The sequence below is a fragment of the Luteibacter sp. 621 genome (assembly GCF_050435445.1).
Lineage (GTDB): Bacteria > Pseudomonadota > Gammaproteobacteria > Xanthomonadales > Rhodanobacteraceae > Luteibacter.
The window spans coordinates 238,151-263,027 of the sequence record NZ_JBNDKI010000002.1 but is presented as its reverse complement, the minus strand read 5'-3'; the positions used below and the strand labels follow the sequence as shown (position 1 = coordinate 263,027).

At 65.1% G+C, this 24,877-nt stretch carries 27 protein-coding genes and 1 tRNA gene; 18 read left to right on the top strand and 10 right to left on the bottom strand.

What is annotated here, in order from left to right:
• Positions 1–2 precede the first annotated feature (2 nt).
• Positions 3–506, bottom strand: coding sequence for a peptide deformylase (def, locus tag ABIE56_RS03430; protein WP_429242432.1), 504 nt, complete (start codon positions 504–506; stop codon positions 3–5).
• A 208-nt stretch (positions 507–714) separates the two neighbouring features.
• Here def and ABIE56_RS03425 point away from each other — a divergent pair, with 208 nt between their 5' ends.
• From ABIE56_RS03425 to ABIE56_RS03395, 7 genes are all read left to right on the top strand, one after another.
• Positions 715–1,869: a LysM peptidoglycan-binding domain-containing protein gene (locus ABIE56_RS03425; protein ID WP_429242431.1), complete on the top strand. Its 1,155-nt coding sequence runs from the start codon at positions 715–717 to the stop codon at positions 1,867–1,869.
• Between the two features lie 113 nt (positions 1,870–1,982).
• Positions 1,983–3,122, top strand: a complete 1,140-nt coding sequence (gene dprA / locus ABIE56_RS03420; RefSeq protein ID WP_429242430.1) for a DNA-processing protein DprA — start codon at positions 1,983–1,985, stop codon at positions 3,120–3,122.
• Between the two features lie 96 nt (positions 3,123–3,218).
• On the top strand, positions 3,219–5,741 hold the full coding sequence (locus ABIE56_RS03415; RefSeq protein WP_429242429.1) for a DNA topoisomerase I: 2,523 nt from the start codon (positions 3,219–3,221) through the stop codon (positions 5,739–5,741).
• Positions 5,742–5,748: 7 nt separating this feature from the next.
• Positions 5,749–6,312, top strand: a complete 564-nt coding sequence (locus tag ABIE56_RS03410) for an L-threonylcarbamoyladenylate synthase (RefSeq protein ID WP_429242601.1) — start codon at positions 5,749–5,751, stop codon at positions 6,310–6,312.
• Positions 6,313–6,331: 19 nt separating this feature from the next.
• Complete coding sequence (locus ABIE56_RS03405; RefSeq protein ID WP_429242428.1) at positions 6,332–7,690, top strand: AMP-binding protein; 1,359 nt, start codon at positions 6,332–6,334, stop codon at positions 7,688–7,690.
• A gap of 39 nt (positions 7,691–7,729) precedes the next feature.
• Positions 7,730–9,013: a phosphoribosylamine--glycine ligase gene (gene purD / locus ABIE56_RS03400; RefSeq protein WP_429242427.1), complete on the top strand. Its 1,284-nt coding sequence runs from the start codon at positions 7,730–7,732 to the stop codon at positions 9,011–9,013.
• Between the two features lie 46 nt (positions 9,014–9,059).
• On the top strand, positions 9,060–10,934 hold the full coding sequence (locus ABIE56_RS03395) for an MFS transporter (protein ID WP_429242426.1): 1,875 nt from the start codon (positions 9,060–9,062) through the stop codon (positions 10,932–10,934).
• A gap of 8 nt (positions 10,935–10,942) precedes the next feature.
• On the opposite strand, the gene ABIE56_RS03390 is transcribed toward ABIE56_RS03395, so the two are convergent.
• From ABIE56_RS03390 to ABIE56_RS03355, 8 genes are all read right to left on the bottom strand, one after another.
• The gene (locus tag ABIE56_RS03390) at positions 10,943–11,809 is read right to left on the bottom strand and encodes a cobalamin biosynthesis protein (protein ID WP_429242425.1); all 867 of its coding nucleotides are present in this window, start codon (positions 11,807–11,809) and stop codon (positions 10,943–10,945) included.
• 47 nt (positions 11,810–11,856) lie between these two features.
• On the bottom strand, positions 11,857–12,843 hold the full coding sequence (gene nudC / locus ABIE56_RS03385; RefSeq protein ID WP_429242424.1) for an NAD(+) diphosphatase: 987 nt from the start codon (positions 12,841–12,843) through the stop codon (positions 11,857–11,859).
• Positions 12,844–12,856: 13 nt separating this feature from the next.
• Positions 12,857–13,240, bottom strand: coding sequence for an iron-sulfur cluster insertion protein ErpA (gene erpA / locus ABIE56_RS03380; protein ID WP_157006468.1), 384 nt, complete (start codon positions 13,238–13,240; stop codon positions 12,857–12,859).
• Between the two features lie 40 nt (positions 13,241–13,280).
• On the bottom strand, positions 13,281–13,709 hold the full coding sequence (locus ABIE56_RS03375) for a bactofilin family protein (protein ID WP_429242423.1): 429 nt from the start codon (positions 13,707–13,709) through the stop codon (positions 13,281–13,283).
• The gene (locus ABIE56_RS03370) at positions 13,690–14,439 is read right to left on the bottom strand and encodes a DUF6776 family protein (RefSeq protein WP_429242422.1); all 750 of its coding nucleotides are present in this window, start codon (positions 14,437–14,439) and stop codon (positions 13,690–13,692) included. The genes ABIE56_RS03375 and ABIE56_RS03370 overlap by 20 nt, the downstream gene beginning before the upstream one ends.
• A 119-nt stretch (positions 14,440–14,558) precedes the next feature.
• Positions 14,559–15,038 (bottom strand): bacterioferritin, encoded by a 480-nt coding sequence (bfr, locus tag ABIE56_RS03365; protein WP_247431986.1) that lies wholly within the window; start codon positions 15,036–15,038, stop codon positions 14,559–14,561.
• Between the two features lie 185 nt (positions 15,039–15,223).
• Positions 15,224–15,415: a (2Fe-2S)-binding protein gene (locus tag ABIE56_RS03360; RefSeq protein ID WP_429242421.1), complete on the bottom strand. Its 192-nt coding sequence runs from the start codon at positions 15,413–15,415 to the stop codon at positions 15,224–15,226.
• An 81-nt stretch (positions 15,416–15,496) separates the two neighbouring features.
• Positions 15,497–16,048 carry an RNA pyrophosphohydrolase gene (locus tag ABIE56_RS03355; RefSeq protein ID WP_429242420.1) on the bottom strand — a complete coding sequence of 184 codons (552 nt, stop codon included), beginning with the start codon at positions 16,046–16,048 and terminating at the stop codon, positions 15,497–15,499.
• 141 nt (positions 16,049–16,189) lie between these two features.
• On the opposite strand from ABIE56_RS03355, the gene ABIE56_RS03350 reads away from it, so the two are divergent.
• A tRNA-Met gene (locus tag ABIE56_RS03350) sits at positions 16,190–16,266 on the top strand.
• 125 nt (positions 16,267–16,391) lie between these two features.
• Here the strand turns inward: ABIE56_RS03350 and ABIE56_RS03345 are convergent.
• A complete protein-coding gene (locus tag ABIE56_RS03345) occupies positions 16,392–16,988 on the bottom strand; it encodes a response regulator transcription factor (RefSeq protein ID WP_429242419.1) in 597 nt (198 codons plus the stop codon).
• A 189-nt stretch (positions 16,989–17,177) separates the two neighbouring features.
• On the opposite strand from ABIE56_RS03345, the gene queD reads away from it, so the two are divergent.
• The 10 genes from queD to atpD all read left to right on the top strand — a co-directional run bounded on the left by queD (position 17,178) and on the right by atpD (position 24,877).
• The gene (queD, locus tag ABIE56_RS03340; RefSeq protein WP_429242418.1) at positions 17,178–17,531 is read left to right on the top strand and encodes a 6-carboxytetrahydropterin synthase QueD; all 354 of its coding nucleotides are present in this window, start codon (positions 17,178–17,180) and stop codon (positions 17,529–17,531) included.
• Between the two features lie 112 nt (positions 17,532–17,643).
• On the top strand, positions 17,644–17,970 hold the full coding sequence (locus tag ABIE56_RS03335) for a hypothetical protein (RefSeq protein WP_429242417.1): 327 nt from the start codon (positions 17,644–17,646) through the stop codon (positions 17,968–17,970).
• Positions 17,971–18,139: 169 nt separating this feature from the next.
• On the top strand, positions 18,140–18,505 hold the full coding sequence (locus ABIE56_RS03330; protein WP_429242416.1) for an ATP synthase subunit I: 366 nt from the start codon (positions 18,140–18,142) through the stop codon (positions 18,503–18,505).
• Positions 18,506–18,508: 3 nt separating this feature from the next.
• Positions 18,509–19,348, top strand: coding sequence for a F0F1 ATP synthase subunit A (gene atpB / locus ABIE56_RS03325; RefSeq protein ID WP_429242415.1), 840 nt, complete (start codon positions 18,509–18,511; stop codon positions 19,346–19,348).
• A gap of 82 nt (positions 19,349–19,430) precedes the next feature.
• Positions 19,431–19,718, top strand: coding sequence for a F0F1 ATP synthase subunit C (atpE, locus tag ABIE56_RS03320; RefSeq protein ID WP_247331317.1), 288 nt, complete (start codon positions 19,431–19,433; stop codon positions 19,716–19,718).
• Positions 19,719–19,804: 86 nt separating this feature from the next.
• Positions 19,805–20,275, top strand: a complete 471-nt coding sequence (locus ABIE56_RS03315) for a F0F1 ATP synthase subunit B (protein ID WP_247432011.1) — start codon at positions 19,805–19,807, stop codon at positions 20,273–20,275.
• Between the two features lie 2 nt (positions 20,276–20,277).
• Entirely contained in the window at positions 20,278–20,811 is a 534-nt protein-coding gene (locus ABIE56_RS03310) for a F0F1 ATP synthase subunit delta (RefSeq protein WP_429242414.1), read from the top strand.
• A 58-nt stretch (positions 20,812–20,869) separates the two neighbouring features.
• Entirely contained in the window at positions 20,870–22,420 is a 1,551-nt protein-coding gene (atpA, locus tag ABIE56_RS03305; protein WP_429242413.1) for a F0F1 ATP synthase subunit alpha, read from the top strand.
• A gap of 61 nt (positions 22,421–22,481) precedes the next feature.
• A complete protein-coding gene (gene atpG / locus ABIE56_RS03300) occupies positions 22,482–23,390 on the top strand; it encodes a F0F1 ATP synthase subunit gamma (protein ID WP_429242412.1) in 909 nt (302 codons plus the stop codon).
• Between the two features lie 74 nt (positions 23,391–23,464).
• Entirely contained in the window at positions 23,465–24,877 is a 1,413-nt protein-coding gene (gene atpD / locus ABIE56_RS03295; RefSeq protein ID WP_429242411.1) for a F0F1 ATP synthase subunit beta, read from the top strand.

Here is a 24,877-nt window from a genome sequence, read left to right as displayed (position 1 = left end):
GATCAGGCGCTGGCCTTGCGCTGTTTTTCCATCCGCTTCAGCAGCATGCTGCGCTTGAGCGTCGAGAGGTAATCCACGAAGACCTTGCCGGCGAGGTGGTCCATCTCGTGCTGGATGCATACCGCCAGGGGGCCCTCAGCCTCGACGATGATCTCGTTGCCATCGACATCGTTGGCTTTCACCTTGACCTTGAGGGCGCGGGTGACGTCGGCGTAAATGCCCGGGAACGACAGGCAGCCCTCCTGATATACCTGCTGTCCGTCCTTTTCGAGGATCTCGGCATTGATCAGGGTGAGCGGCTCATCCCGGCCATCGCTCATGTCCGCAACCAGCACACGCTTGTGGACGTTGACCTGGGTGGCGGCCAGGCCCACGCCGTTAGCGGCGTACATGGTCTCGTACATATCGGCGACGAACTGCTTCAGCTCGGCGTCGAAGACGGTGACGGGCGCCGCGACGGTACGCAGGCGGGGATCGGGGAATTCGAGGATGGTGAGGGTGGACACGGTGTCACCTTAAACGGTTGCGGGCCGGGGGAGGCGCGCCATGCCCCGAAAATTGCGGGCAAGTCGGCGAAAACCAAGCGCTTCGACCCTGTAGGATGCGTTCACATTCTACGCTGACGCCGAGGGCCCGGCGAGCGTGCTGACATATTGTGCCCATTAACGATTCGGTTACACTCGCGACAGCACCGGGGAAGGGGGAAAACCCGCCATGTTCAAGAAGTTCGCCATGCTGCTGGGCGGCATGTTTTTTACTGTGGCCGTTTATGCCGCGGCGGCTCAGCTCCGTCCGAACGCGCCCGATACCTACACCGTCCGCAAGGGCGATACCTTGTGGGACATCTCGGCCAAGTTCCTCAGCAAGCCTTGGCTTTGGCCAGAAATCTGGCAGGCGAACCCCCAGGTCCGTAACCCGCACCTCATTTACCCAGGCGATGTGCTCAACCTGAGCATGCTTGGCGGCGCGCCGCGTGTCGGCCTGCAGCCGCGCGTCCGGATCGAGGACGACGCCATTCCCGCCATCCCGCTCTCCGAGCTGCGCATGTTCCTGAAGGATATGCGCGTGATGGACGCCGATAACGTCGAGAACGCTCCCTATGTGGTCGGTTTCGAAGACGCCAAACTGCGCGGTACGCCGGGCGGAAAGGTGTATGCGCGTGACCTGGATAGCGCGACGCCGGGCCAGCGCTGGGCCATCGTGCGCCCGACCCACCGCTTCCGCGACCATGGCGACGACCCCGGCCACCTGGATGCGGTGAACGACCGCGAGCACGGCGCGTTCGTGGCCGACGACCTGGACAGCGATGTCTCGATGAACCCCAGCCCGTGGCGTGAAGACACCCTCCACGACACCCATAACGGCACCGGCCAGGATGCGGGCGTCGAAGTGTCGGTCATCGGTACGGCCGAAGTGCTGGCGACGAACGGCGACATTTCCAGCCTGGTCATCGTCGATTCCACGATGGAAATCCGTAAGGGCGACCGTTTCATGTCGGTCGATGACAAGCCGTACGACCCCTACTTCTACCCGCACGCACCGAAGGCCATGCCGGCCGATCCGCGCGTCATCGGCCTGACCGATGCCCGCTACGGCGTGGGTAGCCGCCAGGTGGTATCGATTTCGGCGGGCACGGCCGATGGCGTGGACAATGGCACCACCTTCACCGTGATGAGCCAGGGCGAGGCCATTGCCGACGAAGTCAGCGGCAACTACAACCGCCGTTCCACGTCGCGCACGGCCCAGCTGCCGGACGAATTCGGCGGCCACCTCATGGTGTTCAAGGCGTTCGACCACGTGAGCTACGCGCTGGTGATGGACGCGCTGCGCCCGGTCCGCCGTGGCGACAAGCTGGTCCTGCCTGAGTAACGTTGCGGGCCATGCGGGTACGAAAAGGGAGGCTTCGGCCTCCCTTTTTTGTATCCGCAGGCCTACGCCAGGCGGCGGGCACGCCCCCGCCAGCGGCCCTCTAGACTGTGAGCATGACCGATTCCGAACTCCGCGACTGGCTGATCCTCATCCGTACCCCCGGCTTCGGTGGCCGCAAGCTGCGCGAGGGCCTGGCCATCCGTGGCGGGGCGCCGGCCCTCCTCGATTGGTTACGCAGGCACCCTGAATCGGTGGACCGCGATGCCCGCGCGTGGCTGGAGGCGCCGAACGAGGCCGACCTGGCACGGGACATGGCCTGGCTTCAGGGTGCCGACCAGCAGCTGCTCCTGTGCACGGACGAGGATTTCCCGCCGCAGCTGGAAGCCCTGTCAGATGCGCCTGCGGCCTTGTTCGTGAAGGGCGATGCATCGCTGCTGCTGCGCCCCCAAATTGGCATCGTGGGGGCCAGGCGGGCCCGGGCGCCGGGATTGGCGATCGCGCGCCGGTTCGCCGGCGAACTGGCGGCGAACGGCTTGCTGGTCACCAGTGGGCTGGCCGATGGCGTGGATGGGGTGGCGCACACGGGGGCGCTGGACGCGGGCGAACCCACTATCGCCGTCATTGGCACAGGGCCAGACCTGGTCTATCCGAGCAAGCACCATGCCCTGGCCCGGCGCATTGCCGCGCATGGCGCCATCGTCAGCGAGTTCGCGCCGGGCACGCCCTCCCGTGCCATGAACTTCCCCATGCGCAACCGGATCATCGCCGGGCTGAGCCTGGGGGTGCTGGTGATCGAGGCTGGCCTGAAGTCGGGATCCCTGATTACCGCCCGGTATGCGGGCGAGCAGGGACGGGAAGTGTTTGCCCTGCCGGGGTCCATTCATAATCCGCTGGCCGAGGGGTGCCATTCCCTCATCGCCGATGGGGCCAGGCTTGTCCAGCGCAGCGATGAGATCCTTGCTGTGCTTGGCCCGGCGGCCCTCGAACTGGGGGCCGAGCTCCAGGCCCGGCTGGACGGGAAGGGACAGGCGTCGGTCGGTCAAAAGCGCCCGAGGGGCCCATTCGACTGGCGTGAAGATGAGGAATATCGCCGCCTTCTCGACGCCATGGGTTACGATCCCGTCCTTTTGGACGCCCTTGTGGGCAGCACGGCCCTCTCCCCGGGAGCCTTGTCGTCGATGTTGCTGATGCTGGAGCTGGAGGGCGAGGTCGCTGCCCTCCCAGGGAACCGTTATCAGCGGGTCGTGCGGTAAACGCCGCTTGACAGACATCCCGGCGGTGTGTTTCCAACTAAATATATACATACGCTGGGGTCCACTCGCCCCAACGGACTTCGGAATCGCTAACGCATGGCAAAGAACCTCCTCATCGTCGAATCGCCGGCCAAGGCCAAGACGATCAACAAGTACCTGGGCGCCGATTTCCAGGTGCTGGCCTCGTATGGTCACGTCCGTGACCTGCGGCCGAAGGAGGGCGCGGTCGATCCGGACCACGGCTTTGCCATGGCTTACGAGGTGATCGACCGCAACGAGAAACATGTCGATGCCATCGCCAAGGCGGCCAGCAAGGCCAGCAGCATCTACCTCGCGACCGACTTGGACCGCGAAGGTGAAGCCATCTCCTGGCATATCAGCGAGATCCTGAAGGAGCGCGGCCTGCTGGAGGGCAAGGATGTCCAGCGGGTGGTCTTCAGCGAGATCACGCCCAAGGCCATCAAGGAGGCCGTGGCGAACCCGCGCAAGCTCTCCCACGATCTGGTCGATGCCCAGCAGGCGCGCCGCGCCCTGGATTACTTGGTCGGTTTCAACCTCTCGCCCGTACTGTGGCGGAAGGTTCAGCGTGGCCTGTCCGCGGGCCGCGTGCAGTCGCCGGCCCTGCGTATGATTGTCGAGCGCGAGCTGGAGATCGAAGCCTTCCAGGCCCGCGAGTACTGGACCATCCAGGCCAACCTGACCCACGCTGACGGCGCCTTCGATGCCCGCCTGGTCAAGCTCGATGGCAAGAAGTTCGAGCAGTTCGACCTGACCAACGAAGGCGATGCCCACAAGGCACGCGCGGCGCTGGAGAAGGCCGCCGCCGGCCAGTTCACGGTTGGCGACGTGACCAGCCGCGAGCGCAAGCGCCGTCCGGCCCCGCCGTTCACCACCTCCACGCTGCAGCAGGAGGCGGCGCGCAAGCTCGGCTTCTCCACCAGCCGCACCATGCGTGTTGCCCAGGGGTTGTACGAGGGCGTGTCGATCGGCAGCGAGGGCAACGTCGGCCTCATCACCTACATGCGTACCGACTCGGTGGCCTTGTCGGACGACGCCACGGCTGAGCTGCGCGACCTGATCGGGCGCGAATACGGCAAGGGCGCGTTGCCTGAGGCGGTGCAGGTCTACAAATCCAAATCGAAAAACGCCCAGGAAGCGCATGAGGCCGTGCGCCCCACCTCGGCCATGCGCACGCCGCGTAGCGTGACGTCGTTCCTCAACGACGACCAGCGCAAGCTTTACGAGCTGATCTGGAAGCGCACCGTCGCCTGCCAGATGATCCACGCGACCATGAACACCGTGTCGGTGGAGTTCCCGGTCGGCAACTCGGCGTTCCGCTCCACCGGCACCACCATCATCGATCCGGGCTTCCTCGCCGTGTACGAGGAAGGCCGCGACCAGAAGAACGACGACGACGAAGAAAACCGCCGCCTGCCGCGCCTGGCCGTGGGCGATCGCGTTCCGGTGTCGGCGATTGTCGCGGACCAGCATTTCACCGAGCCGCCGCCCCGTTACTCCGAAGCCAGCCTGGTCAAGGCGCTCGAGGAGTACGGCATTGGCCGTCCGTCCACGTACGCCAGCATCATCCAGGTGCTGATCAGCCGTGAGTACGTCATGCTCGATAGCCGCCGGTTCAAGCCGACGGATGTGGGCCGCGCGGTCAGCCAGTTTCTCTCCGGCCACTTCTCGCAGTACGTGGATTACGACTTCACGGCAAAGCTGGAAGACGAGCTCGATGCCGTCAGCCGGGGCGAGGAGCAGTGGGTGCCGCTGCTCGAGCGTTTCTGGCAGCCGTTCAAGACCCTCGTGGACGACAAGACCGAGAGCGTCGATCGCAGCGAAGCGACCGGCGCGCGCGAACTGGGTACCGACCCGAAGTCGGGCAAGCCGGTTTCCGTTCGCCTTGGCCGCTACGGTGCCTACGCACAGATCGGCACGAAGGACGACGAAGACAAACCGACTTACGCCAGCCTGCGCCCCGGCCAGAGCATGCACACCATCACGCTCGACGACGCGATGGAACTGTTCAAGCTGCCGCGTAACCTGGGTAAGTCCGACGAGGGTGACGACGTTACGGTAGGCGTGGGCCGCTTTGGTCCGTTCGTGAAGCAGGGCAGTGTCTATGCCTCGCTCAAGGCTGAGGACGATCCGTACACCATCGAGCTGCCGCGCGCGCTGCAGCTGGTGCAGGAAAAGCTCGAAGCCATCGCCAATCGCACCATCCTCGATTTCGGCAACGGCATCCAGGTGCTCAACGGCCGCTATGGCCCGTACATCACCGATGGCGAGAAGAACGCGCGCATTCCGAAGGATCGCGAGCCGAAGACGCTGACCGAAGCCGAGTGCGTGGAACTGCTTGCCGCCGCTCCGGTGAAGAAGCCGCGCGGTGGCAAGGCGGCGAAGAAAACGGCAACGAAGAAAGCAGCGACCAAGAAGGTCGCGGCAAAGAAAGAGCCGGCGGCGAAGAAGGCCGCCGTAAAGAAGGCGGCCACGAAGAAGACCGCCGCCAAGAAGACGACGGCGAAAAAGGCGGCCACCAAGAAGACGGCGGCCAAGAAGGCCCCGGCGAAGAAAACGGCTGTGAAGAAGGCCGCGGCAAAGAAATCGCCGGCGGCCTGACGTGCGCCTGTTCGATCTGGCCGCCGTGGATGCTGCTGCCGCGCTCCTGCGCGGTGGTGGTGTCCTTGCTTACCCGACCGAGGCGGTGTTCGGCCTGGGTTGCGACCCACACGATCGCGTGGCGTTCGAGCGCCTTTTCGCGCTGAAGGAGCGCCCGGCCACGCAGGGCGTCCTGCTGATCGCCGCGGATTTCGCCCAGGTCGCCCCCTATATCGACCTTGCCGCCGTGCCTGCGGCGGTGATGGACCAGGTTCATGCCACGTGGCCCGGCCCGAATACCTGGGTATTCCCCCGTAGCGCTCGGGTACCGGACTGGGTCGCGGGCGGGCACGCAGGCATCGCGCTGCGAGTGACCTCGCACGCGCCGGCCGCCGCGCTGTGCAGCGCCTTTGGCGGCCCGCTGGTCTCCACGAGTGCCAACCCCCATGGCCAGCCGCCGGCGCGCGACGTGGCCACGTTGGCGCGGTATTTCGGCGACCGGCTTGAGGCCGCGCTCGATGCCCCGCTGGGTGGGCTTGACCGTCCCACCATCATCCGCGACGCCTTGACCGGCGCTATCATCCGCGCCTGAGGACGGGGGTAAACACATCTTGGTGACTGTCTACGAAGTGACCGGGCGCGAAAGCGCACCGAGGCTGCCGCTGCTGGTTGGCGCACCATCGCGCGCGGTGGCCTGGCGTGATGGGAACGCGGTGTCCGCCGCCACCTTCCTTGCCCATGTGCGCCAGGTTGCAGCACGGCTCCCGGACGCCGTCGGCGCGGTCAACCTCTGCGAAGATCGCTATGCGTTCCTCGTCGCCTTCACGGCCCTGGTCATGCGCGGCCAGGTGAACCTGCTTCCGCCGTCGCGCGCACCGCACGCCGTCGATGAAGTCATGGCGAACCACCCCGGTTGCTACGCGATCGGCGAGCTGGCGCTGGATCCCGCGCCAGCGGGTTACCTGCGTATGCCGGTACTGGACGACGCGTTGCCGGCGTACGGCGAAGTACCTGCCGTCGCGGCGGATGCGATCGTGGCCATCGGCTACACCTCCGGGTCCACCGGCAAGCCGAAGCCGAACATCAAGACATGGGGCAGCTTCCATGCGAGCAATGCCGGCAACATCCGCATGCTGGGTGGTGTGATCGGTGGCCCGTTCGATGTGGTGGCCACGGTGCCCCCGCAGCATATGTACGGCATGGAGATGTCGGTGGTCATGCCGCTGATGTCCGAGGTAAGCGTGCATTCGGGCCGTCCCTTCTTCCCGGCCGATGTCGCTACCGCGCTGGCCTCGATGCCCGAGCCGCGCGTGCTGGTCACGACCCCTGTTCACCTGCGCGCCCTGGTGGAATCCGGTGTGCAGTTGCCCTCGCTGGCCGCGTTTGTCTCCGCGACCGCACCCATGCCGGTCGAACTCGCCACCGAGGCCGAAAGGCGTTTTGGCGCGCCGTTGCAGGAAGTGTTTGGCTCGACGGAGACCTGCGTGTTCGCCAGCCGCCGTACAGCCGTGGATGAGGAGTGGTCGTTGTACGACGACGTGACGCTGCAGTCTCAACCCGATGGCACCCTGGTTGACGCGCCACAGCTGGACGAGCCCATGGCGCTGGCCGACATCGTCACCCTGCATGGCGGTGGCCGGCGTTTCCGTCTTTGCGGCCGCAATACCGATCTGCTGGAAATCGCGGGTAAGCGCGCTTCGCTGGGCGATCTCAACCGCCGCCTGCTTGCCATTGATGGTGTTGAGGACGGCGTGCTGTTCCAGCTGGACGAGCCGGACGCCGCGGGTGTGCGCCGCATCGCCGGCCTGGTCGTGGCCCCTGGCCTCACCACGGACGCCGTGCTGGGCGCGTTGCGTGCCGCCATGGACCCGGTCTTCCTGCCGCGCCCGTTGCGCCTTGTGGATGCCCTGCCGCGCAACGAAACGGGCAAACTGCCGCGCGGCGCCCTTCTGGCGCTGGTCCAGCGCTAGGGCGGGTTACAATCGCCGGTCCACGAACCGGAGATCCCCATGAAAGTCCTCGTCATCGGTAGCGGCGGCCGCGAACACGCCCTGGCCTGGAAACTCGGCCAGTCGCCGCGCGTCGATGAGGTGCTCGTGGCGCCGGGTAACGCCGGCACGGCCGTCGAGCCGGGCCTGCGCAACGCAAATGTCGCCGCCACCGACCTCGATGGCCTCGTCGCGCTGGCGAAGGCCGAGGGCGTAGGCCTCACGGTGGTTGGTCCCGAAGTGCCGCTCGTGGCAGGTGTGGTCGATCGCTTCACGGACGAGGGCTTGCGTTGCTTCGGCCCGCGCGCTGCTGCGGCTCAGCTCGAAGGCAGCAAGGCCTTCGCCAAGGATTTTCTTGCCCGGCACGCCATCCCCACGGCGCACTACGCCGTGTTCACCGATCTGGAACCGGCACTGGCGCATGTGCGCGGTACCGGTGCCCCCATCGTGATCAAGGCCGATGGCCTGGCCGCGGGCAAGGGCGTGGTGGTGGCCATGACCCTGGCCGAAGCCGAAGTGGCCCTGCGCGACATGCTGGGCGACAAGGCCTTCGGCGATGCCTCATCGCGCGTCGTGATCGAGGAATTCCTCGACGGCGAAGAAGCCAGCTTCATCGTGATCGCCGATGGTGCGCGCGCGCTGCCCATGGCCACCAGCCAGGACCATAAGCGCCGCGACGATGGCGACCAGGGCCCCAACACCGGCGGCATGGGCGCTTATTCGCCGGCACCGGTCGTGACCGATGAGGTCTCCGCCCGCGTGATGCGCGAGATCATCGAGCCGACCCTCGCGGGCATGGCAAAAGATGGCGCCCCATTCACCGGCTTCCTGTATGCCGGGCTGATGATCGACAAGGCCGGTGCGCCCAAGGTCATCGAGTTCAATGTCCGCTTCGGCGATCCGGAAACCCAGCCGATCATGCTGCGCCTGCAATCCGATCTGTTGGACCTGGTCGAAGCCGCGCTGGATGGTGACGTCGGCAAGGTTCAAGCCCAGTGGGACCCGCGCCCGTCGCTTGGCGTGGTGCTCGCCGCTGGCGGTTACCCTGGGAAGGTTCGCAACGGCGATGTGATCACGGGGGCGGATGCCGATTTCGACCCGGACGTGAAGGTGTTCCATGCGGGTACGGCGCTGGACCCCCAGGGCCGCCCCGTGAGCGCGGGCGGCCGTGTGCTTACCGTATGCGCGCTGGGCAGCGACCTGGTCGATGCGCGCGCGAAGGCTTACGCAGCGCTCGAGAAGGTCACCTTCGCGGATGCCTTCTTCCGCCACGATATCGCCCATCGCGCGCTCGCACGCGGGTAAGCACGGCTCGGCTACACTGCGGCCACACCGCCAGGATAGCCCACGGATGTCCCAGTTCTCACTGCTCGGCAAGCGCCGCTTCGCGCCGTTTTTCTGGACCCAGGCGCTGGGGGCGTTCAACGACAACGCATTCCGTAACGCCATGGTCATGCTGGTGGCGTTCCAGATGGGCCTGCCGGATAACCAGGTGTCGCTCTACACGAACCTGGCGCCTGCGTTGTTCATCCTGCCGTACTTTCTGTTCTCCGCCACGGCGGGGCAGCTTGCGGAAAAGTTCGAGAAAACCCGCATCACTCGTTATGTGAAACTGTTCGAGATCGCCGCCATGGCGATCGCGGCAGTGGGTTTCTACACGCACCATGTGTCGCTGCTTTTGCTCGTGCTGTTCCTGATGGGTGTGCATTCCACCGTGTTTGGCCCCATCAAGTACTCGATCCTGCCGCAGGCGCTGGAGCGCAGTGAGCTGGTGGGTGGCAATGCGCTGGTGGAAACGGGCACGCAGCTGGCCATGCTCACCGGCATGATCGTCGGCAACTCGCTCATGCTCATTGCGGGTTACGGGACCACGGCTGCTTCACTCACCACGATCGCCATCGCCGTGGCGGGCTATCTGGTGTGCCGCGCCATCCCGGCGGCGCCCGCGACCGCACCGGATCTTCGTTTCAACTGGAATCCGTTTTCCGAAACTTGGCGGGTGCTGAAGCTAACCCACGAAGACCGTGCGATCTTCAACGCGGTGCTGGGTATTTCGTGGTTCTGGTTCTTCGGCACGGTGATGATCGCCCAGCTGCCCAATTACACGCGCCATGTGCTTGGCGGCGATGGCTCGGTGAACACGCTGGTGCTGACGCTGTTTTCGCTGGGCACCGGTATCGGCTCGCTGCTGTGTGAGAAAATGTCGCGCAAACGTGTGGAGATTGGCCTGGTGCCGATGGGCGCCTTCGGCCTCACCGTCTTCGCGATTGACCTTTATTTCGCGCGCCCCACCATCGCCGCAGGATCCTCACTGACGTGGAGCGCGTTCCTCAGCGTGCCGGGAGCGTGGCGCGCGGCGATGGATCTCACCTTGATCGGCGCGTTCGCCGGCTTCTACGTGGTGCCCCTGTTCGCGTTCGTGCAAAGCCGTGCGCCGCGCGAGCGCCTTTCGCGCATCATCGCCGGCAACAACATCGTCAATGCCCTGCTGATCTGCATTGCATCCGGATTCGGCATCGGCCTTACCGCAGCGGGGCTCGACACGCCGACCATCTTCCTTGTGACGGGGGTGGTGAATATCGCGGTGGCGATATACATCTTCACGCTCGTTCCCGAGTTCATGATGCGGTTCATCACGTGGGTGCTCGTGAACACGCTTTACCGCGTGCGCGTGGACGGCCTCAAGAACGTACCGGATGAAGGAGCTGCGGTGGTGGTTTGCAACCACGTCAGCTTCATGGATCCGCTGATCCTGATGGCGTGCGTGCGCAGGCCGATGCGTTTCGTCATGTACTACAAGATCTTCAACATCCCCGTGCTGAATTTCGTGTTTCGTACGGCTAAGGCCATCCCTATTGCGGGCCGGAACGAGGATGCGGCGCTGATGGAAACAGCCTTCGAGGAGATCGATGCCGCACTCGCCGCCGGTGAGGTGGTGTGCATTTTCCCCGAAGGTGGCCTGACGGGCGACGGCGCGATCCAGGCGTTCCGGCCTGGCATTGATCGCATCCTGGCGCGCAGGCCGGTGCCCGTCGTGCCGCTCGCGTTGCGCGGCATGTGGGGCAGCATCTTCAGCCGCCGCGATGGCGCGTTGCGCCGCGCACGGTTACCGCGCCGGTTCTGGTCCCGGATCGAACTGGTCGGTGGTGCGCCGCTGCCGGTGGGCGCGGCGAGCGCCTCGGTGCTGGAGGCGCGCGTCAGCGAACTGCGTGGTGATAAAGCCTAGGGAAACGCTCAGGCGGCCAGCGCGGCCAGGACGATAATCGCGACGACCGCCAGCCACACCACCAGCACGCGGCGGATCACCCGTCGCGCGTCTTCAAGCGCGGCCACCGGGTCGCTTACGTCCTGCGCGTAGCCATCGCCGGCTTCCACATCGGCATCGACACCCGCGCGGGCCACGGCGCCCAGGAAATCGGGCTCAAGGCGCGAGCGCGGGCTGCCCGATTGGTGGTGCCAGGCTTTCCAGGCACCCATGACCGCATCGAAATCCGAGACCAGCGCCATGGCGAACACCATCAGGTGCGCGGGGAGCCAGTCCAGGGTGTCGGCAAGGCGCTGTGCCGCGGCACGTGTCGCACTATCCAGGGCAAGCGATACGTCGCGGCCAAGGGTTTGCGCAAGGCGGTAGCCGAGTGCACCAGCGGGGCCGAGCAGGAAGAACCAGAACAGCACGCCGAAACGGCGGCGCAGCGCCGAATAGAACGTGGCTTCCACGATAGCGGGGGCAAACCAGGGCAGCGGCTCGGCATCGACGCGCAGGGCGGCGACGGCTTCGTCGCGGCGAAGGACGTCTGGCGCGCGGACGACGTTATCGATATCCGCTTCGATTTCGCGTGGCCCCAGGCTGTAAACCAGCACTACCACGGCGAAGGCCAGCCAGGCCAGGTCGAACAGGGGCAACGCGCGGAGGATGCCAGCGATGATGGCGCACGCCAGCACCGGAACCAGCAGCACGATGGCGACGCGGCCGGCGCCGGACGTATCGCCCAGGCGGGTTACCCAGCCGCGGAACCAGCGCTCATCGCGCCAGCGGGCCAACTGCGGCACGCTCCAGGCGATAACGAGGGCGATGAGGACGGCGAGCAGTCGTAAGGCCATGGCATGCGCGTTTCAAACGGGACGTTGGCCCGATTGTAGGCGAAGCCTTAGCGCTTGGGCGCGCTCGCGATCAGTTCGGCCAGGCTGACGCCGCGAAGGCTGAGCCAATGCTCGATAAGCCGGTACGACACGGAGAGCGGTGGCGGCACGCCCAGCGTGCCCGACGCCATGCCCTGGACGATATCGTCGACCGTGAACCAGCGCGCATCTTCCAGTTCGTCATCGCGCAGGCGGATATCACGGTGCTTCGCCACGGCCGTGAAACCGACCATCAGCGAGGCGGGCAGGGGCCAGGGTTGCGATGAGTGGTAGGTGGCATGCAGCACTTCCACGCCGGACTCTTCACGCACCTCGCGCTTTACCGCGTCTTCGAGCGATTCACCGGGCTCGATAAAGCCAGCGAGCGTCGAATAGCGCCCCGCGGGCCAGCCGCGCTGCCGACCGAGCAGGCATGCATCGCCGTGCTCCACGATCACGATGATCGCCCCGTCGGTACGTGGGAAGTGGAGGTGGGCGCCATCCGGATTCGTGCATTGCACGCGATGGCCTGCCGCCACGACGACCGTGGGCGAGCCGCAGAGCGTGCAAAAACGGGTTTGCCGCTGCCAGTGCGTTACGCCCTTGGCGAATGCGAACAGCCCGGCTTCGAACGCATGGAACAACAGGCCGGCATCACGCAGCGACATGCGCCGCGCGCCCGTCATACTGGCAAAGAGTTCGGCGTGGGCTTCGTCGAGAACCAGCGTGAACCAAGCCTGGCCATCGGCCAGGCCAAGCAGCGTGGAGGGGACATCGCCAAAGCGCTCCTCGCGCATGGCGGGCAACATCCAGTGCGGCGCATCGGCATCGGGCGTGACGAAGGCCTGGCCTTCGGTATCGAGCACAAGGAAGCGCGTACTCGCGGCACGCTCGGTTTCCTCGACCCAGAGGCGGTCATCGCGCCGCTCCGCCATGCGATCGATATCGATGCCGGCGAAGACGTTTTCCCTGGCCCGGGTGGCGGCGGCCTTGTCGCGCTCCTGCTCTGCGCTCACGCGGCGGCGCCGGTCAGGCGCTGAACGACGAGCCGCAGCCGCAGGTCGTCTTCGCGTTGGGGTTGCGGATAACGAACTGCGAACCACTGAACGATTCGGCGTAATCGATCTCGGCGCCGGTGAGGTACTGCAGCGATAGCGGATCGACGACCAGCGTGACACCTTCGCGCGAGATGGCGAGGTCGTCCTCTGCCTGGTCTTCGTCGAAGGTGAAGCCGTACTGGAAGCCCGAGCAGCCGCCGCCGCTGATGTACACGCGCAGCTTGAGGCCGGGGTTACCTTCCTCTTCGATCAGCTCGTGCACCTTGCGGGCGGCCGCTTCGGTAAAGACCAGCGGAGCGCCGGCCGACCGGTAGTCCGGCGCGCCGGTCGGGGCCATGGGGAATGGGTTGTTCATACCACCCATAATGGCGCCGTTCGGCCGCAGGTCAAGCCTTTCAGCTCAGGGCCGGCGCCGCTTCGATCGCCTGCTGGGCAAGCTGGCGCACGGTAACCGGCGCCCGGTGGATCATCTTGCCGTTGACCTGGGCGCCCGCGGCCATTTCGAGCACCTGGTAGTGCACATCGCCCTCGATCCGGGCCAGCGGGGCAAGCTCAAGGCGTTCTGCGACATCGATATCGCCCGTGATCGCGCCGTTGATCACCGCGTGCGGCACCTCCACGCGGCCCACGACACGGCCGGTCTCACTCACCGTGAGTACGCCGTCGCTGCCCGGGTCGGCGTGGATCGAGCCCTCCACCGTGCCATCCAGGTGCAGGGCGCCGGAGAAGTGCACGTCGCCGCGCACAGTGACGCTCCGTGCGATGAGGCTGGTGGCCGCCGCGCCGACCGACGGCGTGGGGTTCTTACGGTTGCTGCTGAACATCGGTGACCTCATCGGTGCGAGTGGCGTCCGCCCAGGCCACCGTGGTGTTGGTGGCATCACCATCGCCCGCGCTGGCGTTAAAGCGCAGGCGCGTGGGGCGAAAGCCCGTCGGGACGGTGAAGCTGGCCTGGACCTGCTGGAAATATTTGAACGAGAACGGGATGCCCGTAGAGGCGGCGGACTGGCCCAGGGCCGCGCCCTCGAGCGTGGCGACCTTGGCGCCCTGGATGCCCTCGACGGCCACCTTCAGGTCACCCTTGAGCAACTCGCCGCGGCGCGCGTTCTGGGTGAGGGTGACCACGAGGTTCCAGGCGTTGGGCATCCCGGGCACAGCGGTCACACGGGCGCCCTGGATCTTCAGGCCATCGCGTTGACCATTGCCGCCGACCAGGCGGGAGTAGAACGCCAGGTCGGTGCGCAGGCCGCTGATTTCTTCGTCGCGCTCGGCCAGGTTCTTCTTGAGCTCTTTCGTGGCGATATCCGCTACCTGGCCCGCCCGTTCCAGGTTGGCCACCTGCTGGCGCAGGTCCTCGTTGTCGGCGCGGAGCTGCCCCGTACTGGCCCGCGGTGCGCCAGGAGCGCCCACCTTGGGCGAGGCAAGTGCCCATGCCAGCCCAGCGGCGGCCACGATACTCGCCGCCCAACCGGCGCCCAGCAGCAGCAGGGTGCGGCGCTCGCGGGCGGCGTCGTGCGTGCGCACGACGAAGCGTGGCGGATGGCGTGGCGCCATGGAGGGTTCCGTGCAAGAAGCGTGAAGGGCCGATGGTATAGCCCCTGCGTTTCAGAATGGTCAAGGAACCCCGCCACGTTCCAACGAAAAAGGCCGCCTCGCGGCGGCCTTTCGTCGAATCAGTGTTCCAGGGGGCCGACCTTGCTGAGCATGTAGCGCTCGGGGCCGATATCCGAGATGAGGCTGAACTGCGTTTCCAGCCAGTCGATGTGCTCTTCTTCCTGGCCAAGGATGAACTTGAACAGGTCGCGGCTCACGAAATCATGGATGCCTTCGCTGTAGGCGATCGCCTCGCGCAGGTCCTTGGTCGCAAGCATTTCCAGGTCCAGGTCGCCCTGAAGGGCTTCGACGACGTTCTCGCCGATGCGCAGCTTGCCGAGGTGCTGCAGGTTGGGCAGGCCATCGAGGAACAGGATTCGCTCGATGAGCTTGTCCGCGTGCTTCATTTCCTCGATCGATTCCTCGTACTCATGCTTGGCCAGCTCGTTGTAGCCCCAGTCCTTGAACATCCTGTAATGCAGGAAGTACTGGTTGATGGCGGCCAGCTCGTTGTAGAGGACCTTGTTGAGGTATTCGATGACCTTAGCGTCGCCCTTCATGTGGCGTCTCCCTGGGAATTCAGCCACGACTATACGTCGCCCGTAAAAGCGATGACGTAACGAGAATGAAGACGGTTTGCGTCCGCGTCTGGCGGCCGCTGAGACGCGTAACGGGGGTGCGCAACGGGTGCGGCCTGTAGGAGCGCGCTTGCGCGCGATCCGGCCCTCAGGCCGGCAACCCCGCCTCAGGCCGTGGCAGGCAGAAACGAGAGCACGGAAGGCTGCGCCGCGATGGCCTCCCGCAAACACTGCCGGGCCTCAGGCTCGCAGGCGCCGCAGCAATCCGAACAGCCTGTACGGGCCTGGAGCTCGGCAAAGGTCTGCACGCCCTCGGCCGCGTGGCGGCGGATGGCGTGGTCGGTGACGGCGTTGCACATGCAGATGTACATGGTGCGAATTCGAACGCGAATGCGAACGATTGTCAACTGCGCGATTGTGAAGGCCGTTCAGCCAGCCGTTCAGCCCTGGCCGGCCGCTTCCCGTGCCAGGCGCAGGAGCTCGGCCTGCTGGGGGCAGGTGCCGATCTCGACCCGGCACACGGTCTCGACCGTGGGGGCGAACTGGCGCAGAGCGCGCTCATACACCTGGCGCTTGAAGTTGACCACGTGGTTGGCCGGGTACCAAAAGTCCACCCAGCGCCAGAGGTCGAACTCGGGCTTTTCGCAGGCATCCAGGCGCAGGGCATCCTCGCCACCGGTCAGGCGCAGCAGGAACCAGACCTGTTTCTGGCCGATGCAGGTGGGGCGCTGGTGATGGCGCACAAAACGGTTAGGCAGGCGGTAACGCAGCCAGCCGCGCGTCTCGGCCAGCACCTCGACGTGTTGGGCGCCCAGGCCAGTCTCTTCCTCCAGCTCGCGGTACATGGCTTCCAGCGGCGTTTCGTCGCTGCGCATGCCGCCCTGGGGGAACTGCCAGCCGTCCCGGTTCACCCGGCGCGCCCAGAACAGGCGGCCGTCGGCGTTGAGGAGGACAATCCCCACGTTCGGTCGATAGCCATCTGCGTCGATCATTCAGCCTCCGCGAACCTTTCGCGTTACGGTCGATTCAACCACACCGCGAGAAGCCGCTTCAAGGCGCCCCTTGCTTGGTGAGCCAGCCCCGATTAAACTGCCCGGCCTTCGCGAGCCACCTCGCGGACGACCAGGTTTCATGGCTAGGTAGCTCAGCTGGTCAGAGCGCGGCACTCATAATGCTGAGGTCGGCGGTTCGAGCCCGCCTCTAGCCACCAGGAAAAAGAAAGCCGCTCCGGCCTGCCGGGGCGGCTTTTTTCTTGCCTGCGTTATGCCCCTGTAGGAGCGCGCTTGCGCGCGATAGGTGCTTGCGGCAACGCCCGGATCGCGCGCAAGCGCGCTCCTACAAAGGTGCGGCTTCGAGTTCGGAGGGTGCGGCATCCAGCACCACGCGGGCTAGCTCTACCACGTTGTGCACGCGCAGTTTGGTCATCAGGTTGGAGCGGTGCAGTTCCACGGTCTTCGGGCTGATCTTCAGCTCACTGGCAATCACCTTGTTGAGCTTGCCCAGCATGATCCCGTCCAGCACCTGGGATTCGCGGCGGGTCAGTGCGACCCCTGGGCGCAGGCTGGTGAGCGTGTTCGGTTCCGCCTCGGCCGTTGAGGGCTCATCGCCAAGTGGCATCAGGAACACCGCCTGGAACGTGATCGGCGCCATGTCGAGTGTCTGCCGGGTGACCCGGTAGCGGCGCGGGGCCGCGTGGCGGTCGCGGAACAGGTACTCGTCGGGTTGCCCGGTGGGGGCCAGGTGGGCGTCGAGCCACGCCGGCCCGGCCCTGCCACGGCTAATGCCGAACTCGCGCTGGAAGGCGCTGTTGACCATGACCGCACGGCCGCCCTGGCTGGGCCAGACCACGCAGGGCCACGGTAAGGCGGAAAACACTCCCTCGGCCAGCGCGCAGGGTTGCGGCTGGTCGACAGACTCACGACCAAGGCACATCGATGCCTCCTTCGGTGAACCGATGCCGGTGTCGGCGGGCGCCCCCTCGCGCCGCCTGTGTAGTTACCACTGCAACCGTTACGCCATGAAAAGTCCATGAACCGGCCGGTTGGATCGGCCAAAGTGCGATCTGCGTCGTGAAGGTTCCTTGCGGCCAGTCAGATTCGTGCGGTCGGCTACAATGGCGCCATGCGTATCTTCAAGACCTTCAATATCGAGGCCGCCCACCGGCTGCCGAACGTGCCCGAAGGGCACAAATGCTCACGCCTGCACGGCCACTCGTTCCGCGTTGAACTGCACGTGGAAGGCCCGCTGGACCCCGTGTTCGGCTGGGTCATGGATTTCAGCGACCTCAAGGCCCGGTTCAAGCCCCTGTACGAGCGCCTGGACCACCACTACCTCAACGACATCGAGGGGCTCGAGAACCCCACCAGCGAAAACCTCGCCCGGTGGATCTTCGAAAACCTCAGCCCCGAGGTGCCGCTGCTGTGCAAGGTCGTGGTCCACGAGACCTGCACGTCGGGCGCTGAATACACCCCGTAAGCCAGGCGCCGATTCGGCAAGACAAAAGCTGTCATCGCAACAAATTATGGTTGCTGCCTTGCAGCAGGCGGGTCTACACTCCGGCACCTCCCCGTTTCCCCGACGGAACACGATGCCGCACGTAAACGCTTACGCTGATCTTGCTCGGTTCGTCGAACAGGCTACCGCCGCACAGGCCGTGGCCTGGCGTGGCATGGAGCGGGTGGCTGATCTGCAGCTACAGGCGCTTGAAGGGCATGCACGTGCGGCGACGGGACTCATGGCCGATGCCATGGTGGCCCAGGATGCCGACGCTGTGCGCGCCATGTTCGTGCGTGGCGGCGATCTGCAGCGGGAGGGCGTCGAGCGGGCCGCAACGGCCGCCGGCGACATCATGGGTGTGGCCGTGGAAACGGCGACATCGCTGGGCGCACTGGTGGGCACGCCCGCCAGGGCCTGATCCATCGCCGCTCCTCGCCAACGACGCGACGGATCGTCGCGCCGGCGGGTGGTTATGGACTTTCGTCGCTTGTCCGGTTGTTTACGGCACTGGTATACTTTTCCAGATTAAACCGTGGCCCGTTGAACCATCTGGTGCCGCCTTCGAGCGAAACCACGGGAGCCTCGCGTTGCTCAACAGTCTTGCAGCCGGTCGTCACCTTGCTATGCGCGTGGTTATCACGCAGCTCGCGGTGGCCGTCGTCGCGGGACTCGCTTTTTGCCTGCAGGGGCGCGCCGCCGGACTGGCCGCTTTCGCAGGTGCCCTGATCGTCGCTATCGCCACCGCGCTGCTTGCCGCGCGAGCGTTCAGCGCGCTGGGCGGGGCAGGGGCAACGTTCATGCGGTTCCTGGTGGGCATGATCCTTCGCTGGATCATTCTGATCGGGGGCCTGCTGCTCATTCTGGTTCAGTGGAAGCTGCCACCCTTGCCGGCATTGGTCGGCCTGGTAGCGGCATACGCGGTCAACATATTTGCATTCAGATTCAAGGGTTGAGGCATGGCTAGCGAACCGCAGGGCGGTCTAACCGAATACATCCAGCACCATCTGGAACACATGACGGTGAATTTCAGCGCCGATCATTTCTGGTTCTGGAATCTCCGTGCCGACTCCATCGTCGTCTCGTTCGTCCTTGGTGCCGCGTTCTGCCTGTGGTTCTGGCTGTTCGCCCGCAAGGCCACCTCGGGCGTGCCGTCCAAGGGCCAGGCCCTGGTCGAGCTGGCCATCGAGTTCGTCGATACCCAGGTGAAGGACACCTTCCACGGCGACCGTCGCACGGTCACGCCGCTGGCGCTGTCCATCTTCATGTGGGTGTTCCTCATGAACGCCATGGATCTGCTGCCGGTCGACCTGGCTGGCTGGCTCGTCCACACCTTCGCGGGTGATGAAGTAGCGCACCACACCTACTTCCGCATGGTGCCCACCGCGGACATCAACACCACCGTGGGCCTCTCGGTCGCCGTGCTGTTCATCGTCATCGGCCATGGCATCAAGGCCAAGGGCGGCTTCGGTTTCGGCAAGGAACTGATGACCGCGCCGTTCCACGCGGAAAACCCGATCGCCAAGCTGGTGCTGGTGATCCCCAACTTCCTTCTTAACGTCGTCGAAACCCTGTCGAAGCCCGTGTCGCTCGCCATGCGACTGTTCGGCAACATGTACGGCGGCGAACTGGTGTTCATGCTGATTGCCGGTCTGATGGTGAGCTGGATCAGCTTCGTGCCTGGCGTCGTGTTCAACACGGCCTGGGCGATCTTCCACATCCTGATCATCGCCCTGCAGGCGTTCATCTTCATGATGCTGACGATCGTCTACATCGCCACGGCGCGGGAACACCACTAACTCACCGCCCGACGCTAAAAACTTCAGTTTTTAATCGTTTCGTTTCCAACCTTTCGTTATTTGTATATCCCAGGAGAACACCATGGAACTCGCATCGCTTCTCGCCCACGTCCAGGGCATGACCGCCATCGCCATCGGCGTGATCATCGGCCTCGGTGCGCTCGGCGCCTGCCTCGGTATCGCCATCATGGGCTCGAAGTTCCTCGAGTCGGCCGCTCGCCAGCCTGAGCTGGTCCCGCTGCTCCAGGGCCGCATGTTCCTGCTCGCCGGCCTGATCGACGCGGCGTTCATTATCGGCCTCGCCGTGGCGCTGCTCTTCGCGTTCTCGAACCCGCTGGTTGGCGTCGTCCGCGCCGCCATCGGCGGCTAAGAAGCCGTTCGTTCGTCTTGCCGCCGCGGCGCTAAGCGCTGCGGCGGCCGTCAGTACACACGCGTTCGGAGTCTTTCGGAGAGATCATGGAAATCAACATGACCTTCCTGGGCCAGATGATCTCTTTTGCGATCCTGGTCTGGTTTACCACCAAGTTCATCTGGCCCCAGCTCAATGGTGCCATCGAAGAGCGCCAGAAGAAGGTGGCCGAGGGCCTTGCCGCCGCTGAGCGCGCCCGTGCGGAGCTCAAGGACGCCGACGCCAAGGTCGCGGCCGAGATCAAGCAGGCTCGCGTCCAGTCCACCGAGATCATCGACAAGGCCCAGGCCCAGGCCAACGCCATCGTCGAGAAGGCTCGCGTGGAAGCCATTGACGAGATCAACCGTCTGAAGGCCCAGGCCCAGGACGAGATCGCATCGATGGCCCAGCGTGCACGCGAACAGCTGCGTGAGCAGGTGGGTGCGCTCGCTATCCAGGGTGCAGAAAAGATCGTCCAGCGTGAAATCGATCCGGCGGCCCACAAGGCGCTGCTCGACCAGCTCGCTGCCGAGATCTGATCATGGCCCAGGCGCTCACCCTCGCCCGTCCGTACGCGCGCGCTGCCTTTGAGGTAGCGCACGCGTCCGGTGCGCTCGCCGATTGGTCGGCAGCGCTGAATTTTGCCGCCGCGGTCGCGGTCGACCCCCAGGTCGCCGGCCTCGGCTCCGATCCGCGCGTGCAGCCAAAGCAGCTCGTCGCGATCCACCTTCCGCAAGGCATGGCCGCCGATGCGCCGTTCGCCCGCTTCCTCGAGGAGCTGGCGGAGAACGGCCGCATGGCCCTGCTGCCGGAAATCGCTGCGCTCTACGACCAGTACAAGCTGGAGTCGGAGTCGACCCTGAAGGTCAAGGTCACCAGCGCACTGGATCTCGATAACGCCCAGGCGGATGCGCTGCGCGCGTCGCTCAAGCGCCGCTTCAAGCGTGAGATCGAACTGGATACGCACGTCGATGCGGCGTTGCTTGGCGGTGTCATCATCGACACGGGCGAGCAGGTCATCGACGGTTCGGCGCGCGGCCGCCTGCAGCGGCTGGCCAGCGTGCTGACGCACTGATTACGAGCTTCTCATACCACCGGGTGCCGTGAGAGCGGCGCAACCCAAGGAACCGACCATGTCCAGCACCACTCTGAACCCGTCCGAGATCAGTGAGCTGATCAAGAGCCGCATCGAGCAGTTCAAGCTCGGTGCCGAGGCACGCAACGAAGGCACCATCATCAGCGTGTCCGACGGCATCGTGCGCATCCACGGCCTGGCCGATGTGATGCAGGGCGAAATGATCGAGCTGCCGAACGACACCTACGCCCTCGCGCTCAACCTCGAGCGTGACTCGGTGGGTGCCGTGGTGCTCGGTGAGTACCAGCACCTGCGCGAAGGCGATACCGCCAAGACCACCGGCCGCATCCTCGAAGTGCCGGTCGGCCCGGGCCTGCTGGGCCGCGTTGTCGATGCGCTGGGCAACCCGATCGACGGCAAGGGCCCGATCGATGCCGCCGGCACCTCGCCGATCGAAAAGGTCGCGCCGGGCGTGATCTGGCGCCAGTCGGTCGACCAGCCGATGCAGACCGGCTACAAGTCCATCGATTCGATGATCCCGATCGGCCGTGGCCAGCGCGAGCTGATCATCGGCGACCGCCAGACCGGTAAGACGGCTGTCGCGATCGACGCCATCATCAACCAGAAGCACTCTGGCATTAAGTGCATCTACGTGGCCATCGGCCAGAAGCGCAGCTCCATCGCGAACGTGGTGCGCAAGCTGGAAGAGAACGGCGCGCTGGCCAACACCATCGTCGTCGTGGCTTCGGCCTCCGAAGCGGCTGCCCTGCAGTACGTTGCGCCGTACTCCGGCTGCGCCATGGGCGAGTACTTCCGCGATCGCGGCGAAGACGCGCTGATCGTGTACGACGATCTTTCCAAGCAGGCCGTGGCCTACCGCCAGATCTCGCTGCTGCTCAAGCGCCCGCCGGGCCGCGAAGCCTACCCGGGTGACGTGTTCTATCTCCACTCGCGTCTGCTCGAGCGCGCCTCGCGCGTCAGCGCCGAATACGTCGAGAAGATGACCAACGGCGAAGTGAAGGGCAAGACCGGTTCGCTCACTGCGCTGCCGATCATCGAGACCCAGGCGGGTGACGTTTCGGCCTTCGTGCCGACCAACGTCATCTCCATCACCGATGGCCAGATCTTCCTGGAAACCGACCTGTTCAACGCGGGCATCCGTCCGCCGGTGAACGCCGGTATCTCGGTGTCGCGCGTCGGCGGTGCCGCCCAGACCAAGATCATCAAGAAGCTCTCCGGTGGCGTGAAGCTCGCCCTGGCGCAGTACCGTGAGCTGGCGGCGTTCGCGCAGTTCGCTTCCGATCTCGATGCCGCTACCCGCGCCCAGCTCGATCGTGGCCAGCGCGTCACCGAACTGATGAAGCAGCCGCAGTACTCGCCGCTGTCCATCGCCGAGCTCGGCCTGTCGGTGTTCGCTGCCGAGAAGGGCTACCTCGATGACCTGCCGGTCAACAAGGTGCTGGCGTTCGAGAAGGGCCTGCACGCCTTCTTCCACCAGAACAATGCCGAGTTGATGAAGAAGATCGACGAGACCGGCGACTGGGACAAGGACATCGAGGCCACCTTCAAGGCGGGCACCGACGAGTTCAAGAAGACCGGTAGCTGGTAAGCAGTACCCACGCGGGGCGGTACGCCGCCCCGCTGCGTTACCCATCAAAGACGAGTAAGCCATGGCAAGCGGCCGCGAAATCAAAACCAAGATCAAGAGCACGCAGAACATGCGCAAGGTGACGCGTGCGCTCGAAATGGTCTCGGCGTCGAAGATCCGCAAGGCGCAGGACCTGATGAAGGCCTCGCGCCCGTATGCGCGCCTTATGCGCAAGGTTATCGCCCACGTCGCCCAGGCCAGCACCGACTTCACCCACCCGTTCCTGACCGAGCGCGAGAACGTCGCGCGCGTCGCGTTCATCGTGGTGTCGACCGATCGTGGCCTGGCCGGTGGCCTCAACTCGAACCTGTTCCGCCGCATGCTCGTGGCTATCCGCGAGTGGCAGGGCAAGGGCGTCGAGGTCGATATCGTGGCCGTGGGCCAGAAGGCCGTGCAGTTCTTCCGCCGCATCAAGGGCGTGAACCTGATCGGCACCGCCACGCACCTGGGTGAGAAGCCGAAGCTCGAAGACCTGATCGGCGTGATCAAGGTCGTGCTCGATGCTTACAGCGACAACAAGCTCGATCGCGTTTTCCTGACCTACAACGATTTCGTGAACACGATCGTGCAGAAGCCGACCATTGAGGCGCTGCTGCCGGTGTCGCTGGTCGCGAAGGAACTGGAAGACGCCAAGGGTGCCGCGGCCGAGGGCGTGAAGGTCGAGCAGACCCACGACTGGGATTACATCTACGAACCGGATGCGCGCACGGTGCTCGAGCACCTGATGACGCGTTACATCGAGTCGGTGGTGTACCAGGCGGCGCTTGAAAACCTGGCCAGCGAACATGCCGCGCGCATGGTCGCCATGAAGGCCGCGTCCGATAACGCCACCAAGGTCATCGGCGAGCTCACGCTCAGCTACAACAAGGCCCGCCAGGCCGCGATTACCCAGGAAATCTCGGAAATCGTGGGCGGCGCAGCCGCAGTCTGACGAAATAAAGCGATGGCGACGCGAAGCGCGGCGCTGCTACGAAACACTATTGAAGATTCATCCGGAGCACATTCATGAGCCAGGGTAAAGTTGTCCAGATCATCGGCGCGGTCGTCGACGTCGAGTTCCCGCGTGACCAGGTCCCCGAGATCTACGACGCACTGAAGGTCGAAGGCACCGAGATCACGCTTGAAGTGCAGCAGCAGCTTGGCGACGGCATTGTCCGTTGCATCGCCCTCGGTTCCACCGATGGCCTGCGCCGCAACCTCATCGCCGTGAACACCGGCGAAGGCATCAAGGTGCCGGTCGGCAAGGCTACGCTCGGCCGCATCATGGATGTGCTCGGCAACCCCATTGACGAAGCCGGCCCGATCGGCGAGCAGGAAAAGTGGGTCATCCACCGCGAAGCCCCGTCGTATGACGACCAGGCCGCCGCGAGCGAGCTGCTGGAAACCGGTATCAAGGTTATCGACCTGATGTGCCCGTTCGCCAAGGGCGGCAAGGTTGGCCTGTTCGGCGGCGCCGGCGTCGGCAAGACCGTCAACATGATGGAACTCATCAACAACATCGCCAAGGCGCACTCGGGTCTTTCCGTGTTCGCCGGCGTGGGCGAGCGTACCCGCGAGGGCAACGACTTCTACCACGAGATGAAGGACTCCAACGTTCTCGACAAGGTCGCGATGGTGTACGGCCAGATGAACGAGCCGCCGGGCAACCGCCTGCGCGTCGCGCTCACCGGCCTGACCATGGCTGAGTACTTCCGCGACGAGAAGGACGAGTCGGGCAAGGGCAAGGACGTGCTGCTGTTCGTCGACAACATCTACCGCTACACGCTGGCCGGTACCGAAGTCTCGGCACTGCTGGGCCGTATGCCGTCCGCCGTGGGTTACCAGCCCACCCTGGCTGAGGAAATGGGCGTCCTGCAGGAGCGCATCACCTCGACCAAGACCGGTTCGATCACCTCGATCCAGGCCGTGTACGTGCCCGCGGATGACCTTACCGATCCGTCGCCGGCCACCACCTTCGCGCATCTCGATGCGACCGTGACGCTGAGCCGTAACATCGCCTCGTTGGGTATTTACCCGGCCGTGGATCCGCTCGATTCCTCCAGCCGTCAGCTGGACCCGGCCGTCATCGGCCAGGAACACTACGACACCGCGCGCCGCGTGCAGGTCACCCTGCAGCGTTACAAGGAGCTGAAGGACATCATCGCCATCCTCGGCATGGACGAGCTGTCGCAGGAAGACAAGGAAGCCGTGTCGCGCGCCCGCAAGATCGAGCGCTTCTTCTCGCAGCCGTTCCACGTGGCCGAAGTGTTCACCGGCTCGCCGGGCAAGTACGTCCCGCTGAAGGAAACCATCCGCGGCTTCAAGATGATCGTGGACGGCGACGTGGACCACCTGCCGGAGCAGGCCTTCTACATGGTTGGCGGCATCGACGAAGCCATCAAGAAGGGCGAAGAGATGGGTGCGAAGAAGGCCGCGTAA

Bases quoted from the DNA above. Each gene is read 5' to 3' on its own strand.
- ABIE56_RS03425 (WP_429242431.1), top strand. From the start codon at position 715: ATGTTCAAGAAGTTCGCCATGCTGCTGGGCGGCATGTTTTTTACTGTG.
- dprA (WP_429242430.1), top strand. From the start codon at position 1,983: ATGACCGATTCCGAACTCCGCGACTGGCTGATCCTCATCCGTACCCCC.
- ABIE56_RS03415 (WP_429242429.1), top strand. From the start codon at position 3,219: ATGGCAAAGAACCTCCTCATCGTCGAATCGCCGGCCAAGGCCAAGACG.
- purD (WP_429242427.1), top strand. From the start codon at position 7,730: ATGAAAGTCCTCGTCATCGGTAGCGGCGGCCGCGAACACGCCCTGGCC.
- ABIE56_RS03395 (WP_429242426.1), top strand. From the start codon at position 9,060: ATGTCCCAGTTCTCACTGCTCGGCAAGCGCCGCTTCGCGCCGTTTTTC.
- ABIE56_RS03390 (WP_429242425.1), bottom strand. From the start codon at position 11,809: ATGGCCTTACGACTGCTCGCCGTCCTCATCGCCCTCGTTATCGCCTGG.
- erpA (WP_157006468.1), bottom strand. From the start codon at position 13,240: ATGAACAACCCATTCCCCATGGCCCCGACCGGCGCGCCGGACTACCGG.
- ABIE56_RS03375 (WP_429242423.1), bottom strand. From the start codon at position 13,709: ATGTTCAGCAGCAACCGTAAGAACCCCACGCCGTCGGTCGGCGCGGCG.
- ABIE56_RS03370 (WP_429242422.1), bottom strand. From the start codon at position 14,439: ATGGCGCCACGCCATCCGCCACGCTTCGTCGTGCGCACGCACGACGCC.
- bfr (WP_247431986.1), bottom strand. From the start codon at position 15,038: ATGAAGGGCGACGCTAAGGTCATCGAATACCTCAACAAGGTCCTCTAC.
- ABIE56_RS03360 (WP_429242421.1), bottom strand. From the start codon at position 15,415: ATGTGCAACGCCGTCACCGACCACGCCATCCGCCGCCACGCGGCCGAG.
- ABIE56_RS03355 (WP_429242420.1), bottom strand. From the start codon at position 16,048: ATGATCGACGCAGATGGCTATCGACCGAACGTGGGGATTGTCCTCCTC.
- ABIE56_RS03345 (WP_429242419.1), bottom strand. From the start codon at position 16,988: ATGTGCCTTGGTCGTGAGTCTGTCGACCAGCCGCAACCCTGCGCGCTG.
- queD (WP_429242418.1), top strand. From the start codon at position 17,178: ATGCGTATCTTCAAGACCTTCAATATCGAGGCCGCCCACCGGCTGCCG.
- ABIE56_RS03335 (WP_429242417.1), top strand. From the start codon at position 17,644: ATGCCGCACGTAAACGCTTACGCTGATCTTGCTCGGTTCGTCGAACAG.
- atpB (WP_429242415.1), top strand. From the start codon at position 18,509: ATGGCTAGCGAACCGCAGGGCGGTCTAACCGAATACATCCAGCACCAT.
- atpE (WP_247331317.1), top strand. From the start codon at position 19,431: ATGGAACTCGCATCGCTTCTCGCCCACGTCCAGGGCATGACCGCCATC.
- ABIE56_RS03315 (WP_247432011.1), top strand. From the start codon at position 19,805: ATGGAAATCAACATGACCTTCCTGGGCCAGATGATCTCTTTTGCGATC.
- ABIE56_RS03310 (WP_429242414.1), top strand. From the start codon at position 20,278: ATGGCCCAGGCGCTCACCCTCGCCCGTCCGTACGCGCGCGCTGCCTTT.
- atpA (WP_429242413.1), top strand. From the start codon at position 20,870: ATGTCCAGCACCACTCTGAACCCGTCCGAGATCAGTGAGCTGATCAAG.
- atpG (WP_429242412.1), top strand. From the start codon at position 22,482: ATGGCAAGCGGCCGCGAAATCAAAACCAAGATCAAGAGCACGCAGAAC.
- atpD (WP_429242411.1), top strand. From the start codon at position 23,465: ATGAGCCAGGGTAAAGTTGTCCAGATCATCGGCGCGGTCGTCGACGTC.